The sequence below is a fragment of the Arthrobacter sp. ISL-48 genome (assembly GCF_018613805.1).
In the GTDB taxonomy this organism is placed as follows: Bacteria; Actinomycetota; Actinomycetes; order Actinomycetales; family Micrococcaceae; genus Arthrobacter.
Map to the genome: position 1 here is coordinate 1 of NZ_JAGGPL010000024.1, position 14,203 is coordinate 14,203.

The 14,203-nt window shown below is 64.7% G+C and carries 12 protein-coding genes; 3 read left to right on the forward strand and 9 right to left on the reverse strand.

All coding sequences use genetic code 11. The annotated features are described in order from the left end of the window. Positions 1–723 (forward strand): catalase (locus J7E83_RS19280; RefSeq protein ID WP_214965424.1); only part of this gene is annotated, 723 nt, incomplete at its 5' end. A gap of 118 nt (positions 724–841) precedes the next feature. Beyond that, positions 842–1,477 carry a DUF2461 domain-containing protein gene (locus J7E83_RS19285; RefSeq protein ID WP_214965426.1) on the forward strand — a complete coding sequence of 212 codons (636 nt, stop codon included), beginning with the start codon at positions 842–844 and terminating at the stop codon, positions 1,475–1,477. A 20-nt stretch (positions 1,478–1,497) separates the two neighbouring features. Here the strand turns inward: J7E83_RS19285 and J7E83_RS19290 are convergent, their stop codons facing one another. The 8 genes from J7E83_RS19290 to J7E83_RS19325 form a co-directional block, all read right to left on the reverse strand. Next, positions 1,498–2,103 carry a TetR/AcrR family transcriptional regulator gene (locus tag J7E83_RS19290; RefSeq protein WP_214965428.1) on the reverse strand — a complete coding sequence of 202 codons (606 nt, stop codon included), beginning with the start codon at positions 2,101–2,103 and terminating at the stop codon, positions 1,498–1,500. A gap of 382 nt (positions 2,104–2,485) precedes the next feature. Then, positions 2,486–4,078, reverse strand: coding sequence for an amino acid permease (locus tag J7E83_RS19295; protein ID WP_251044175.1), 1,593 nt, complete (start codon positions 4,076–4,078; stop codon positions 2,486–2,488). Between the two features lie 137 nt (positions 4,079–4,215). After that, the gene (locus J7E83_RS19300) at positions 4,216–4,623 is read right to left on the reverse strand and encodes a DUF779 domain-containing protein (protein ID WP_214965430.1); all 408 of its coding nucleotides are present in this window, start codon (positions 4,621–4,623) and stop codon (positions 4,216–4,218) included. Positions 4,624–4,639: 16 nt separating this feature from the next. Further along, positions 4,640–5,662, reverse strand: a complete 1,023-nt coding sequence (gene adhP, locus J7E83_RS19305; RefSeq protein WP_214965438.1) for an alcohol dehydrogenase AdhP — start codon at positions 5,660–5,662, stop codon at positions 4,640–4,642. 44 nt (positions 5,663–5,706) lie between these two features. Next, complete coding sequence (locus J7E83_RS19310) at positions 5,707–7,230, reverse strand: aldehyde dehydrogenase family protein (RefSeq protein WP_214965440.1); 1,524 nt, start codon at positions 7,228–7,230, stop codon at positions 5,707–5,709. Positions 7,231–7,383: 153 nt separating this feature from the next. Continuing rightward, entirely contained in the window at positions 7,384–8,814 is a 1,431-nt protein-coding gene (locus J7E83_RS19315) for a GAF domain-containing protein (protein WP_214965442.1), read from the reverse strand. A gap of 126 nt (positions 8,815–8,940) precedes the next feature. After that, positions 8,941–10,374 (reverse strand): FAD-dependent oxidoreductase, encoded by a 1,434-nt coding sequence (locus J7E83_RS19320; protein WP_214965444.1) that lies wholly within the window; start codon positions 10,372–10,374, stop codon positions 8,941–8,943. A gap of 145 nt (positions 10,375–10,519) precedes the next feature. Continuing rightward, a complete protein-coding gene (locus tag J7E83_RS19325; RefSeq protein WP_214965446.1) occupies positions 10,520–11,518 on the reverse strand; it encodes a DNA topoisomerase IB in 999 nt (332 codons plus the stop codon). Between the two features lie 231 nt (positions 11,519–11,749). On the opposite strand from J7E83_RS19325, the gene rarD reads away from it, so the two are divergent. Beyond that, complete coding sequence (rarD, locus tag J7E83_RS19330; protein WP_251044182.1) at positions 11,750–12,703, forward strand: EamA family transporter RarD; 954 nt, start codon at positions 11,750–11,752, stop codon at positions 12,701–12,703. A gap of 113 nt (positions 12,704–12,816) precedes the next feature. Here rarD and gabT read toward each other — a convergent pair whose 3' ends face one another. Continuing rightward, a complete protein-coding gene (gene gabT, locus J7E83_RS19335; protein WP_214965450.1) occupies positions 12,817–14,184 on the reverse strand; it encodes a 4-aminobutyrate--2-oxoglutarate transaminase in 1,368 nt (455 codons plus the stop codon). Positions 14,185–14,203: the final 19 nt, after the last annotated feature.

Here is a 14,203-nt window from a genome sequence, read left to right on the forward strand (position 1 = left end):
CTGCACGTCCAGGTCATGCCGTACGAGGATGCCAAGACCTACCGCTTCAACCCGTTTGACCTGACCAAGGTATGGCCGCACAGCGACTACCCGCTGATCAAGGTCGGCACCATGGAGCTGACCCGTAACCCGGAGAACTACTTCGCGCAGATCGAGCAGGCCACCTTCGCGCCGTCGAACTTCGTGCCGGGGATTGCCGCTTCCCCGGACAAGATGCTGCAGGCCCGCATCTTCTCCTACGCCGACGCACACCGCTACCGTGTGGGCACCAACCACGCACAGATCCCGGTGAACCAGCCCAAGAACCAGGTCAACAACTACAGCCAGGACGGCTCCGGGCGTTACCACTTCAACGCTCCTTCCGTCCCGGTCTACGCACCGAACTCCGTGGGCGGCCCCGCCGCCGTTGAGCCGCAGAACCCGGCCGGGGGCTGGGAGAACGACGGCGAGCTGACGCTCTCCGCGCACACCCTGCACGCCGAGGACGGCGACTTCGGCCAGGCCGGCACCCTCTACCGCGAGGTCTACGACGAGGCCGCCAAGGCCCGCTTCCTGGACACCATCACCGGTGCCGTGAGCGGCGTGAAGAGCCCCGGCATCAAGGAACGTGCCATCCAGTACTGGACCAACGTTGACGCCGAACTCGGCGCCAAGCTCCGCGCCAACCTTGGCGCCGCCCCCACCGCAGCGTCCGAGGCAGAGGCAGCCAACAAGATCGGCTAGTCAACACGTCTCGCTGAATGCTTCCGCCCCGTCACGGTCTCCGTGGCGGGGCGGTTCGTTTTCCACATAACGGCCTTGGACTGTGGCCCCGCACCCATGCGGTCCCTAGGATCACAGCATGACTACATTCCAGGGCATCCCCGCCGGAGCCTGCGCGTTCTACGCGGAGCTTGAGGAGAACAACAACAGGGAGTGGTGGCTGGAGCACAAAGACAGCTACAACAGCCTGGTCCGTGATCCCATCGCGGCATTGTTTACCGAGCTGGAACCCAGGTTCGGGCCGGGCAAGATCTTCCGGCCCAACAGGGACATCCGGTTTTCCCAGGACAAGTCGCCCTACAAGACGGCCCAGGGCGCATTCGCCTCAACCCAGGAGGGCGTGGGCTACTACCTTCAATTAAGTGCCGACGGCCTGATGGTGGGTGGGGGCTACCATTCCCACACCCCGGCTCAGCTGGTCCGGTTCCGTAACTCTGTGGACGCATCGGGGACAGGTGAGTCTCTTCGCCACATCATCGAGGCTGTGGCCGGTGCGGGCTTCGTCATCGAAGGTGAAAAGCTCAAGACCGTGCCTCGAGGCTACGACCGCGACCATCCCCGGGCCGAGCTGCTCAAGCACAAATCCCTCTCGGCTGGCATGGAGCTGGGACAGCCTGAGTGGCTGGAAACTCCGGCTGCCGTCCAGGAAATCGCAGCTCTCTGGGAGAAGCTGCGGCCGCTGGTGGATTGGGTCGGCCGCCACGCGGCACCCTGATGAGGGCACTGTGCTTCGGCTCATGTACCCTCTGCTGCCGCGGCAAGGCGGTGTTCGAGATTGTTGAAAAACACGGTCAGCATCAGTTCAAAGGCCTTGGTTGCGGCCTCGGGCTGGTTCATCACCACAAAGTCGAACTGCAGCCCGTAAAAGGTTGAGGTGAACAGCCGCGCATCCGTGTCGGCAAACTCATCGGGGATGCCCTGGAACACGAGCCAGTCCCTCGTCATCTGGTGCAGCATGCGGAAGTTTTCCTGTGAGGTACCACGGGGCTCAGCCGCAACGATGTCCTGCGCCGTGGCCTCGAACTCAAGCCTCGCCAGCTGCCGGTTCCGTTGCACCATGGTCCACTGCCAGGACTCCAGCAGGTACGTCTTCCAGGCCTCCCGGTCAATATCACGCACATCCGCGCTGCGCATGCTGTCCAGCCTGGATTCGACCGAGTGGATGATCTCGTTGACCAGCTGCTCCCTGCTGCCGAAGTGGTACACGAGCACGTAGGTGCTGATGCCAAGGCCGTCGGCCAGGCTGCGGAACGTCAGCTCTGCAAGCGTCTTGTCCATCAGGTAGTCAAGGATGGCTGACAGCAGCTCTGCCTTGCGTTCCGGTTTTGCGGGGCGGGCCATTCGTCCATCATAGGGAGGCGCGGCCCCTTGTGCCCGTTTGCCTGCTGACGGCCGCTCAGGGACGAACGGCCGCGGGTACCGCGAGGCGTCATCCTACTTTTTTGGATCAACCCAGTACGTCCAGGACCTGAGCTGCCCGGTTCCACTCCGTTCGACATGTATTCACCCCACTGGCAGCTATGGCTGCCGGGATGGTTCGCGCTCGCGTTCGGATTGGACCACCTCTGGTGGCCCGCAAGAAGGACTTGGGTCACCGTCGGCTAGCGGCCTGAACAAAGCCTGAAGCCGCCTGCCGATCCTCAAGATCGGCAGGCGGCTTCAGGGTCAGGGACGGCTCCAGATTTCACCTGGGCAATCTCAAGTCACCGCGGGCAATCTCAAGTCATCGCGGTGTCGCGGAACTGAACTCATCTTCGTCGTCCGAGGTCTTGTCGGAGGTCTTGTCATCGGCAGTCACAGCAGCGGCGGCTTCCGCGCGACCGTTGACCGCTTCCTTGGCCTCGGTGAAGCGCTCGTTGAGGCGTGAATGGCGCTGGCCGTAGGAGAAGTAGATGATGATGCCGATGACCAGCCAGATAGCGAAGAAGATCCAGGTTTCGACAGCCAGGTTGGTCATCAAGTAGAGGCACAGCACGGCGGAGACCACCGGCAGGACCTTGCCGAAGGGCACGCGGAAGGCAGGTTTCAGGTCGGGGCGCTTCTTCCGCAGCACCAGGATGCCCAGGCTCACCATGACGAACGCCGAGAGCGTCCCGATGTTGATCATCTCTTCGAGAAGGTCAACATTGGTCAGGCCTGCCACGAGTGCCACGGCGGCGCCGCAGATGACCTGGAGGCGTGCCGGCGTCGAACGCTTTTCACTGGTCTTGGACAGCGAGCGCGGCAACAGGCCGTCGCGGCTCATGGCGAGCACTACGCGGGACAGGCCCATGAGAAGCACCATGATCACCGTGGTCAGGCCCACCAGTGACCCGAAGGCAATGACCTTGGCCGCGGAGGTATCGCCGACTGCCTCGAAGGCGGTGGTCAGGGTGGGGTTCTTGGTATCGGCCAGCTCGGAGTAGGACACCATGCCCGTCAGCGCGAGGGACACCAGGATGTAGAGCACGGTCACTACGGCCAGTCCTCCGAAGATGCCGCGCGGGAGGGTCTTCTGCGGGTTCTTTACTTCCTCGGCGGAGGTTGCCACCACGTCGAATCCGATGAAGGCGAAGAACACCAGCGCCGCACCGGCGAAGATGCCCAGCGTTCCGTACTGGGCAGGGGCTGCACCGGTCAGGAAACCGAAGAACGATTGCTTGAGCACGTCCACGGTTCCGCCCGCGCCGGTCGGTTCAGCCGCAGGGACGAAAGGGCTGTAGTTTTCGAACTTCACGTACGTGAAGCCCACCACGATCACGAAGAGGACCACGGCGATCTTGATGAGGGTGAAGATGTTGCCAACACGCGCGGAGAGCTTGGTGCCCAGCACCAGGAGCACGGTGAAGATCGCCACAATCAGGAAGGCACCCCAGTAGAGATCCACCCCGCCGAGCGAAAGCGCAGCCGGGACGTCAGCACCCAGCAGGGCGAAGACCTTGCTGAGGTAAATTCCCCAGTACTTGGCGATCACGGCGGCGGCAGTGAAAAGCTCGAGGATCAGGTTCCACCCGATAATCCACGCGAGCACCTCGCCCATGGTGGCGTACGTAAACACGTAGGCCGAACCCGCGACGGGGATGGCGGTGGCAAACTCGGCGTAGCACATGATGGCCAGGGCGCAGGTGACGGCGGCGATCGCGAAGGAAACTGTCACTGCGGGGCCGGCGAAGTTCGCCGCGGCCTTGGCGCCGACCGAGAAGATGCCGGCGCCGACGGCGACGGCAACGCCCATAATCATCAGATCCCACGTGCTCAGCGACCGTTTGAGCTTGCGTCCGGGTTCATCGGCGTCGGCCATTGACTGCTCGATTGATTTGGTCCGGAGGAGGTTCATAGGGAGTTCCACAATCCTGGTTTGTGTTGGAAACAGACCTATCAACAGTAGTGTCCACCCACTGGACGGTCATAGTTGTCCCGCATCGTGAGACACCTACGGACCCCAGGCTGGGGCAGGCCTGGGGCCCGGGATGGTCAGACGGGCCAGTCCATCAGGGTGGACCGGATCAGGAAGCGCTTGCCCTCAGGGGCCTCGACGGAAAAGCCGCTTCCCCGGCCAGGGACCACATCCACTGTCAGGTGCGTGTGGCTCCAGTAGTTGAACTGCTCCCTGGACATCCAGAATTCCAGGGGCTGGCGTTCCGGCCCGTCGGACAGGTCGAACAGTCCCAGCAGAATGTCAGAGTCACCGGTGATGAACTCCCCGGCGGGGTAGCACATGGGCGACGAGCCGTCACAGCATCCGCCGGACTGATGGAACATCAACGGCCCGTGCTGGAGCCACAGTTTGTTCAGCAGCTCCACGGCCGCGGCGGTGAGCGCCACCCGGGAGAAGTCCTCCCCGGGCAGCGTCACTGCGGCGTCTAGCCTCGCCTCCATCATCAGAACGCTTCCGTCATCAGTACTTGATGACGACGCGGCCGTCGATCTTGGCGTGCTTCATCTCGTCAAGAACGGCGTTGACTTCGGAGAGTTCCCGGACGGAAACCGTGGGGTGGATTTTGCCCTCTGCGTAGAATTCCAGCGCTTCCTCGAGGTCCTGCCGGGTACCCACGATGGAGCCGCGGACCGTCAGGCCCTTGAGTACGATCTCGAAGATGGGCGCCGGAAAGTCGCCCGGCGGCAGTCCGTTGAAGACGATGGTGCCGCCGCGGCGTGCCATCCCGATCGCCTGGCCGAAAGCTGACGGGTGCACCGCGGTGACCAGCACGCCGTGGCAGCCGCCCGTGACCCGCTGGATGACTTCGACCGGATCCTCATTCAGGGCATTGACCGTCAGTTCGGCGCCGTGCGCCTTCGCCAGAGCCAGCTTGTCATCCGCAATGTCCACGGCTGCAACGCGCAGGCCCATGGCCACGGCATACTGCACGGCAATGTGTCCCAGGCCGCCGATGCCGGAGATGGTGACCCACTGCCCTGGACGCGTTTCGGTCATCTTCAGGCCCTTGTAGACCGTGACGCCTGCACAAAGCACGGGGGCGATTTCCACGGGGTCCGACCCGGCCGGGATGCGGGCGGCGAAGCGGGTGTTCACCAGCATGTACTCGCCGAAGGAGCCGTCAACGCTGTACCCGGCGTTCTGCTGCGCTTCGCACAACGTTTCCCAACCCGTACGGCAGTACTGACAGTCGCCGCAGGCGGACCACAGCCAGGCATTGCCCACGAGATCTCCGACAGCAAGGTCCGTGACGCCTTCGCCAAGGGCAACCACTTCGCCCACACCTTCATGGCCGGGGACGAACGGCGGTGACGGCTTGACCGGCCAGTCACCCTCAGCCGCGTGGAGGTCGGTGTGACAGACACCGGTGGTGATGACCTTGACCAAGGCCTCCCCGCGGCCCGGAGTGGGAATGGGGAGGGTCTGGATCTGGAGATCCTTGCCGAATTCGGTTACTACTGCTGCGTTCATTGTCGTCGTCATTGGCGATCCTTACGTTGTTTGAAGCGGTGGGACGTAAACCAGCCTTAGAAGAAGCCGAGCTTGTTCTCGTTGTAGCTGACCAGGAGGTTCTTGGTCTGCTGGTAGTGGTCCAGCATCATCGTGTGGTTTTCGCGGCCGATGCCTGAGGACTTGTAGCCGCCGAACGCGGCACCGGCCGGGTAGGCGTGGTAGTTGTTGACCCAGACGCGGCCGGCCTGGATTTCGCGGCCGGCGCGGTAGGCCACGTTGCCGTTGCGGGACCAGACGCCGGCGCCGAGGCCGTAGAGGGTGTCATTGGCGATGCCCATGGCCTCGTTGTAGTCGCTGAACTTGGTCACGGAGACGACCGGGCCGAAGATCTCCTCCTGGAAGATCCGCATCTTGTTGTGGCCCTCGAAGACGGTTGGCTGGACGTAGTAGCCGCCCGCCAGGTCGCCGGGGAGCTCGGCGCGGCCGCCGCCGGTGAGCAGCTTGGCGCCTTCCTGCTTGCCGATGTCGATGTAGGAGAGGATCTTTTCCAGCTGGTCGTTGGAGGCTTGCGCACCGACCTGGGTCTCGGTGTCCAGTGGGTTGCCCTGGATGATCTTCTCCACCCGGGCCACAGCGTCGGCCATGAAGGAGTCGTAGATGTCCTCCTGGACCAAAGCTCGGGACGGGCAGGTGCAGACTTCGCCCTGGTTGAAGGCAAAGAGCGTGAAGCCCTCCTGGGCCTTGTCATAGAACGCGTCATCGCTGTCCGCCACATCGTTGAAGAAGATGTTGGGACTTTTGCCGCCGAGCTCCAGGGTGACCGGAATCAGGTTCTGGCTGGCGTACTGGCTGATCAGCCGGCCCGTGGTGGTCTCGCCGGTAAAAGCGATCTTGCGGATCCGGGGGCTGGACGCCAGCGGCTTGCCGGCCTCCACGCCGAAGCCGTTGACCACGTTCAGGACGCCGGCGGGCAGAAGGTCACCGATGAGCTCCATCAGCACCAGTATGGACGACGGCGTCTGCTCGGCCGGTTTGAGGACCACGCAATTGCCGGCGGCGAGCGCCGGGGCAAGCTTCCAGACGGCCATCAGGATGGGGAAGTTCCACGGGATGATCTGCCCGACGACGCCCAGTGGCTCGTGGTAGTGGTAGGCCGTGGTGTCCTCATCGAGCTGGGACAGCCGGCCCTCCTGGGCCCGGATGGCGGAGGCGAAGTAGCGGAAGTGGTCCGCGGCGAGCGGGATGTCCGCGTTCAGGGTTTCGCGGATGGGCTTGCCGTTATCCCAGGATTCGGCCACGGCCAGCATTTCGAGATTGGCGTCGATCCGGTCGGCGATCTTGTTCAGGACGGCGGCGCGCTCAGCCACGGAGGTCTTCCCCCAGGACGGTGCGATCTTGTGGGCGGCGTCCAGCGCCAGTTCGATGTCCTCTGCCGTGCCGCGGGCCACCTCGCAGAAGACCTTGCCGGTGACGGGGGTGATGTTTTCGAAGTACTGGCCCTTGACGGGGGCAACCCACTCGCCGCCGATCCAGTTTTCGTAGCGGTCCTTAAAGGTGACCTTTGAGCCCTCGGTACCGGGCCGGGCGTAAACAGTCATTGCTAGCTCCTTCGCTGTGCATGAAAGGCGACGCCTTGATACTGGCGGTCACCGTTGGGTTCAGCGTAGGAGGGCGAAGGTTGCAGCCAGGTTGCACGGGAAAGGTGATTGCCCGGGTCCACGCCTGCCGGGTTCCCTGGACGGCGTGCGAGGTTAGGGGGCAGGTGGGGAGGCGCTCAGTTCGGTTTCCAGCCGCTCGAGGTCGGCGACGACGGCGGCCCGCTTGGGCGAGCGCGGCGGCAGCAGCTTGAGGGCGGCGGCCCGGACCCCGACGTCGTCCCTTGCCTCGGGCAGCTCCGCATACTTGAGCAGGGTCTCGGCGCTGCCGTCCGTGAGCACCGCCTCGCGCATCAGCGAGGAAACCCTGTCCCGGAGGTCGATGATGCCTGGCGCCTCGGACTTCGGCAGCACAGCCCCGCGGTAGATTTCCAGGGCGATTCGGTGGGCTCCGCGCTGCAGGCAGCTCAGCACCTGCCCGGTGTCCGGGACCACGTCCAGGGTGAGCTTGTAGGGCCGGGATTCGGGGACGGCGGCAGCGTTAAGCTGCCGGACGACCTTTCGGAGCCGGACCATTTCCGCCCTCAGGGTCATGGTGGGGCCGTCCCCCGGGTAAAGCAGGACGCTCAGCTCCTCCGCGCTGAGCCCGTCAGTGTGGGTGCTGAGCAGGGCCAGGATCTCGCTGTGCCGTGCGGACAGCACCACCGTTTTGCCCTCGATGCTCAGCAGTGCCTGGTCCCGGCCCAGGAGCTGCAGGCTGTTGCGGTACAGACTGCCTTCCTTCGCGTTGCCCCAGGCCGAACCAGCCGTCCCGGACGGCCCCGGACCTGACTTGGGCGCCGAACTGGCGTTCCGACGTCGGGCCGGCCGGCTGGCGAGGGTCGCCGCCAACTGGAGCCGCTCAACACGTAACTGCGCCTGCGCGGCGGCCACGGTGGCTTCCACGAGGGACAGCGTGTGCGCTGCGACCGCGGTGGCTGTTCCCGTGATGTCCACAACGCCCAGCAGCGCCCCGGAATCGGGGTCGTGGAACGGCACGGCGGTGCAGCTCCACGGGTGTACGGACCGCTGGTAGTGCTCTGCCCCGGAAATCTGGATGCCGCGGCCCAGGGCCAAGGCCGTGCCAGGAGCACTGGTGCCGACCTTGGCTTCGGACCAGTCTGCGCCGGGGACGAACATCATCCCCTCCGCCCGCCGCTGCAGGGCGGGATCACCCTCCACCCATAAGAGGCGGCCCAGCTCGTCACCCACCGCCACCAGCAGACCGCTGTCGTGGCTGGGCTGGATCAGGAGTCTTTGGATGACCGGCATGATGCTGGCCAGCGGATGCTGCCGGCGGTATTCCTCAAGCTCCGCTGTGTCCAAAGCCAGCGGGGCTTCGGGGTTGTCCGGGTTGGCCTTGAAGCCGGCCGACCGCTGCCAGGATTCCCTGATCAGCTTGCGCAGGCCCGGGATTTCCTTGGTGCCGGGGAAGACCAGGCCGGTGCCGTTGGCGCTGTCGAGATGCTCGTGCCCAGCGAGGGCAGTGTGCTGGATCATTCCGGCGGCGTCGCCGCCGGGAGCTCCCGGATGAATCAGGTTCCTCATCGAACTCCCACGTGCAGTCGGCCTGCAGGCACGGCCTATCGCCGCCGGACTAGGTTTGCCCAAGTCTAACGCCGCACCCTTGGCTCGGCCTAGCATCGGAGTTTTCGGTGGGGTGGCGGAGCGTGTCTAGGCGCGGGAGATGTTGATCATTTCCTCGCGGGGCACAACCTTGATGCGTTCGCGGACGACACCGTCTGTCTCCTGCGAGCCGGTCCATTCGGCGCCGAGGGCTGCCTCGTGGGCATCCAGCTTGATCCAGCCCTGCCACGTCGTGTATTCGATGCCCCGTTCTTCGAGAAGGCGGATGATCGCCTGCGGGTCCGGGTTCTGCGCCGCGGGCAGGGTCAGCCGGTCCTCCAGCAGGAAGCCGATAGTCTCCAGGGCGTCGCCCTTGGTGTGGCCGATCAGGCCAACCGGTCCCCGTTTGATCCAGCCTGTCGCGTAGATGCCCGGGACCGGATTGCCGTCGGCGTCCAGCACGCGCCCGCCTTCGTTGGGGACTACCCCGCGCCTGGCGTCGTACTCCAGCTCATCCAGGGGCGAGCCGTGGTACCCGATGGCCCGGTACACGGCCTGGACGGGATAGTCGACAAACTCCCCGGTCCCCTTGACGTTCCCGGTGCCGTCAAGCTGCATGCGCTCAAACTTGATGCCTGCCACCTTCCCCGACCCGCCGTCGTCGTGGATCTCCACTGGGCTGTGCAGGAAGTGCAGGTGGAGGCGGCGGGACGACGGCTGGTCCGACTCCGCGTGTTCCTCCACCAGCCAGTTCGTCAGGGTGTTCACCATGGTCTTGATCTGGTTGTTGCTGCGGATGGCATCGTCGGAGGCGTCATCGAATTCGAAGTCCTCAGGGTAGAGCACAATGTCCACGTCATTCATGTGGCTCAGCTCCCGCAGCTCGAGGGGCGTGAACTTCACCTGGGCGGGTCCGCGGCGGCCGAAGACGTGCACGTCGGTGACCGGGGAGCTCTTAAGGCCCCGGTAGACGTTGTCCGGGATCTCGGTGGTGAGGAGCTCTTCTGGGTGCTTGGCCAGCATGCGGGCCACATCCAGGGCCACGTTGCCGTTGCCGATCACGGCGATTTCCCTGGCGTCCAGCGGCCATTCGCGCGGGACGTCGGGGTGGCCGTCGTACCAGGAGACAAAGTCAGCGCCGCCGAAGGACCCTTGCAGGTCGATGCCCGGGATCGGAAGGTCCGCGTCCTTGATGGCGCCGGTGGAGAAGATCACCGCATCGTAGAAGGCGCGGAAGTCGTGGAGGGTGAGATCCCGGCCGTAGGTGACATTGCCAAGGAAGCGGATGTCGCCCCGGTCCAGGACCTTGTGCAGGGCGTTGACGATCCCCTTGATGCGCGGATGGTCCGGGGCCACGCCATAACGGATCAGGCCGTAGGGCGCCGGGTAAGCCTCGAAGAGGTCGATGCTGACCTCGAAGTCGCCGTCCTTGACCTCGTTGGACTTGGTCAGGATATCCGCAGCATAAACCCCCGCCGGTCCCGCGCCGACGATGGCAACGCGGAGCGGACGCTTGGAGGTGGTTTCGCCTGGATTGGACACCGGGAGCCCTTCTGGAAGGAGGATAATGCGCCGCGGGCGCACACTGCAGTGTCGCTTTGTGCAGTCGCGCACGCAGTGCAGGTAGCGCACAAGCTTCCATTCTAAATGTCGGCGTGCCGGGATGGGGTAACCCGTGCCGCAGCCCTCACCCGCTTTTCCGCAGGGGAACCACGTCGCCTTCGCGATAGAGCAGCGCACGAAGCTCAGCCTCGGCGGAGTCGAGCCGCTTGGGGTCAATGGTCTCGCCGGCGGCAAAGTGGTCCAGCAGCCTGGGGTCCACGTAGCTCTTGCGGGCGATCGACGGCGTGTTGCCCAGCACCGCGGCGGCTTCCTGCATGGCGACGCTGATGGCGTGCTTCCGTGCACCCACCATCTTTTGCGGTCCGCTCTGGGCGAGGCTGACGGCCGCCGCCACAGTTCCGCGCAGGGTGCGGAAGTCTTTGGCCGTGAAGTCCGAGCCGGTTCGCTCCTTAACGTAGCTGTTGATATCGGCGCTGGTGAGCGGCCGCCAACTCCGGCCCTCCCTGAACGCCAGGAGCCTCGCGTTGCCGCCGCGGCGCTTGAGCACGCGCATTAGGGCGGCCAGGTCGGCGTCGCGGATCTCGGATTCCCAGTCTTGGCCGCTCTTGGCCGGGAACCGCAATTGCAGGCAGTCCTTCCGGACCTGGACGTGGGCGCACAGCAGGGTGGACAAGCCGTGGCTGCCGTTCTCGTTGGTGTACCGCTCGGAACCCACCCGCAGGGACCCGCTGTCCAGCATCCTGAATGCTGCAGCCAGGACACGATCGCGGTTGAATCCTTCAGTCCGCAGCGCAAGGGTGACAAGCCGTCGCGCGGTGGGCAGCGACTCCGCAAGCTGGAGGGCCCGGTCGAACTTCAGGCGGTCCTTCCGTTCACGCCATTCCGGATGGTAGATGTACTGCCGGCGCCCGACGGCGTCCAGTCCCGTGGCCTGGATATGTCCGTTGTCGAAGGGCGCAATCCACACGTCGGTCCACGCCGGCGGAATCCCGATGCTTTCCAGCCGGTCACGGACCGGCCCCGGCGGCAATGTGGAGCCATCCAGATCGCGGTAGCTAAAGCCCTTGCCTGCGTTGACCCTGCGGTAGCCGCGGCCGGACGCGTTGCTGCGGCGGAGCCTCACGTGGAGGCATTCTGCTGGTTCGTCCTTCTCATGAAAGCAAGCATACTGACTAATTTTGACGTGGGGACACGACGTCCGGATGGCAGACGCTGAAGGGCCCCGTGGAATACCTATCCAACGACTGGTGTTATCGGTTAGGTGCCTACTCCCCATGGATCCGTCTCGTCCACATCCACCGAATCGCCGGCGGGGAAACAGTTCCCCGCCGCCTCTGGGACCAGTCAGGCCGGCCTGAAGCCTGTGGGCCCCAAAGCTGTGGAACTTAAGGCCGTAGACAAGGACACGACGGCGGGGGTCCTTTTCGGTATCGGGGCTTACGGCCTATGGGGGCTGCTCCCCCTGTACTTCTTTGCGCTGCAGCCTGCCGGGGCCGTGGAGATCGTGGCCAACCGGGTGGTCTGGTCCCTGCTGTTCTGCGTCCTCCTGATCACAGTCACCCGCTCCTGGAGCGCCCTGGCTGCAGCCTTCCGGGACCGCTCCATTTTCGGCACCTTGAGTATCGCCGCAGCCCTCATTGCCGTCAACTGGTTGACCTACACCTATGGCGTGACCACCGGGCAGGCTGTCGAGGCTTCGCTGGGCTACTTCATCAACCCGCTGGTGTCAGTTCTGCTGGGCGTGTTCGTCCTGAAGGAAAGGCTGCGTCCGCTCCAGTGGGCCGCCGTCGGAATCGGTTTTATTGCGGTGGGTGTCCTGACGGTGTCGTACGGCAAGCTGCCATGGATCGCCTTGACGCTCGCGGTGAGCTTTGGCCTGTACGGCTTTGTGAAGAAGCGCGTGGGTCCAAAGGTCGACGCCGTGACGAGCCTTAGCGTGGAAACCATGGTCCTTGCCCCGCTGGCGGCCGCAACCATGGTGTTCCTGGGCGTCAGCGGCGCGGCCACGCTTGCAAACCAGGGCCCCGGACACTTCTGGCTCCTGGTTGCCTCAGGTGTCATCACGGCCGTGCCGCTGCTGTTCTTCGGGGCATCTGCCCGGCGGCTGCCCATGACTACCATCGGGCTGCTGCAGTACTTCGCCCCGGTGCTGCAGTTCGTCGTGGCGCTGGTGGTGTTCCGTGAAGCGATGACCACAGGACGTTGGATCGGGTTCGGCGTCGTGTGGCTGGCCCTGCTGGTGCTGACCGTGGACATGCTCCTGACCGCACGCAAGAACTCAGTGGCGAAGAAGCTGGTGCGCACCTAAACCGCCGCACAAACAGACGCGCGAACTGGCAGCTGATGCCCTCAAATCTTAGGTTTGAGGGCATTTGCTGCCAGTTCGCGCGAGGGTTGGGGCTGGTTTCTGGGTAATGCGCGCTAGGCGTGGGCCTTGATCGCGGAGGCGAGAACGTCCAGGCCGTCGTTGAGCAGCTCGTCAGTGATGACCAGCGGCGGCAGGAGGCGGATGACGTTGCCGTACGTGCCGCACGTGAGGATGATGACGCCCTCCTTGAGGCAGGCAGCCGCAACGGCCTTGGTGAGCTCGGGGTTGGGTTCCTTCGATCCGGCCTGGACCAGCTCGATGGCGAGCATGGCGCCACGGCCACGGATATCACCGATAACGTCGGAAGCTCCGGAAAGCTGGCCCTGCAGCTCCCGCAGACGGGCGACGGCGATCTCCTCAATGTGGCGGGCGCGTCCGGCGAGGTTGTATTCCTGCATGGAGCCGATGGCAGCGAGCGCGGCAGCGCAAGCTACCGGGTTCCCACCGTAGGTGCCGCCCAGGCCGCCCGGGTGGACGGCGTCGAGCAGGTCCGCGCGGCCCGTGATGGCGGACAGCGGCATGCCGCCGGCAATCCCCTTGGCCATGGTGATGATGTCCGGCACAACGCCTTCGTGGTTCACTGCGAACCATTCACCGGTGCGGCAGAAGCCTGACTGGACCTCATCGGCGATGAAGACGATGCCCTTGTCCTTGGCCCAGTCGGCCAGTGCCGGGAGGAATCCCTCCGCCGGGACAATGAAGCCCCCCTCGCCCTGGATGGGCTCGATGATGATCGCGGCAACCTGGTCGCCACCGATCTGCTTCTCGATCATGGTGATGGCCCGCTTGGCCGCCTCGGCACCCGTGATCTCCGGGTTTTCCTCCCGGTACGGGTAGCTCATGGGCATGCGGTAAACCTCAGGCGCGAACGGGCCGAAGTTGGTTTTGTACGGCATGGCCTTGGCTGTCAGCGCCATGGTCAGGTTGGTGCGGCCGTGGTAGGCGTGGTCAAAGGCGACGACGGCATCGCGGCCGGTGGCCAGCCTGGCCACCTTAACGGCGTTCTCCACTGCTTCGGCGCCGGAGTTGAACAGTACGGTGCGCTTCTCGTGCTCGCCCGGGGTCAGGCGGTTGAGCTGCTCGGCAAGCGCCACGTAGCTTTCATACGGCGTGACCATGAAGCAGGTGTGGGTGAAGTGCTCAACGGCTTCCTTCACAGCCCCGACGACGGCGGGATCGGACGCGCCGACGCTGGTTACCGCGATGCCTGAGCCGAGGTCAATGAAAGCGTTGCCGTCGACGTCGTGGATGATGCCGCCGTCGGCGTCCGCGACATAAACAGGGACGGCAGAGGCGACGCCGGCAGCAACTACTGCTTTGCGGCGCTCGGTCAGTGCGACGGACTTGGGGCCCGGGAAGTCAGCCTGGACGCGGCGCTTCTGCTCCAGGCGGTAGGTGATTTCGCTTGCGGTGGTGGTCATGGAAGAGCCTTTCTTGAAA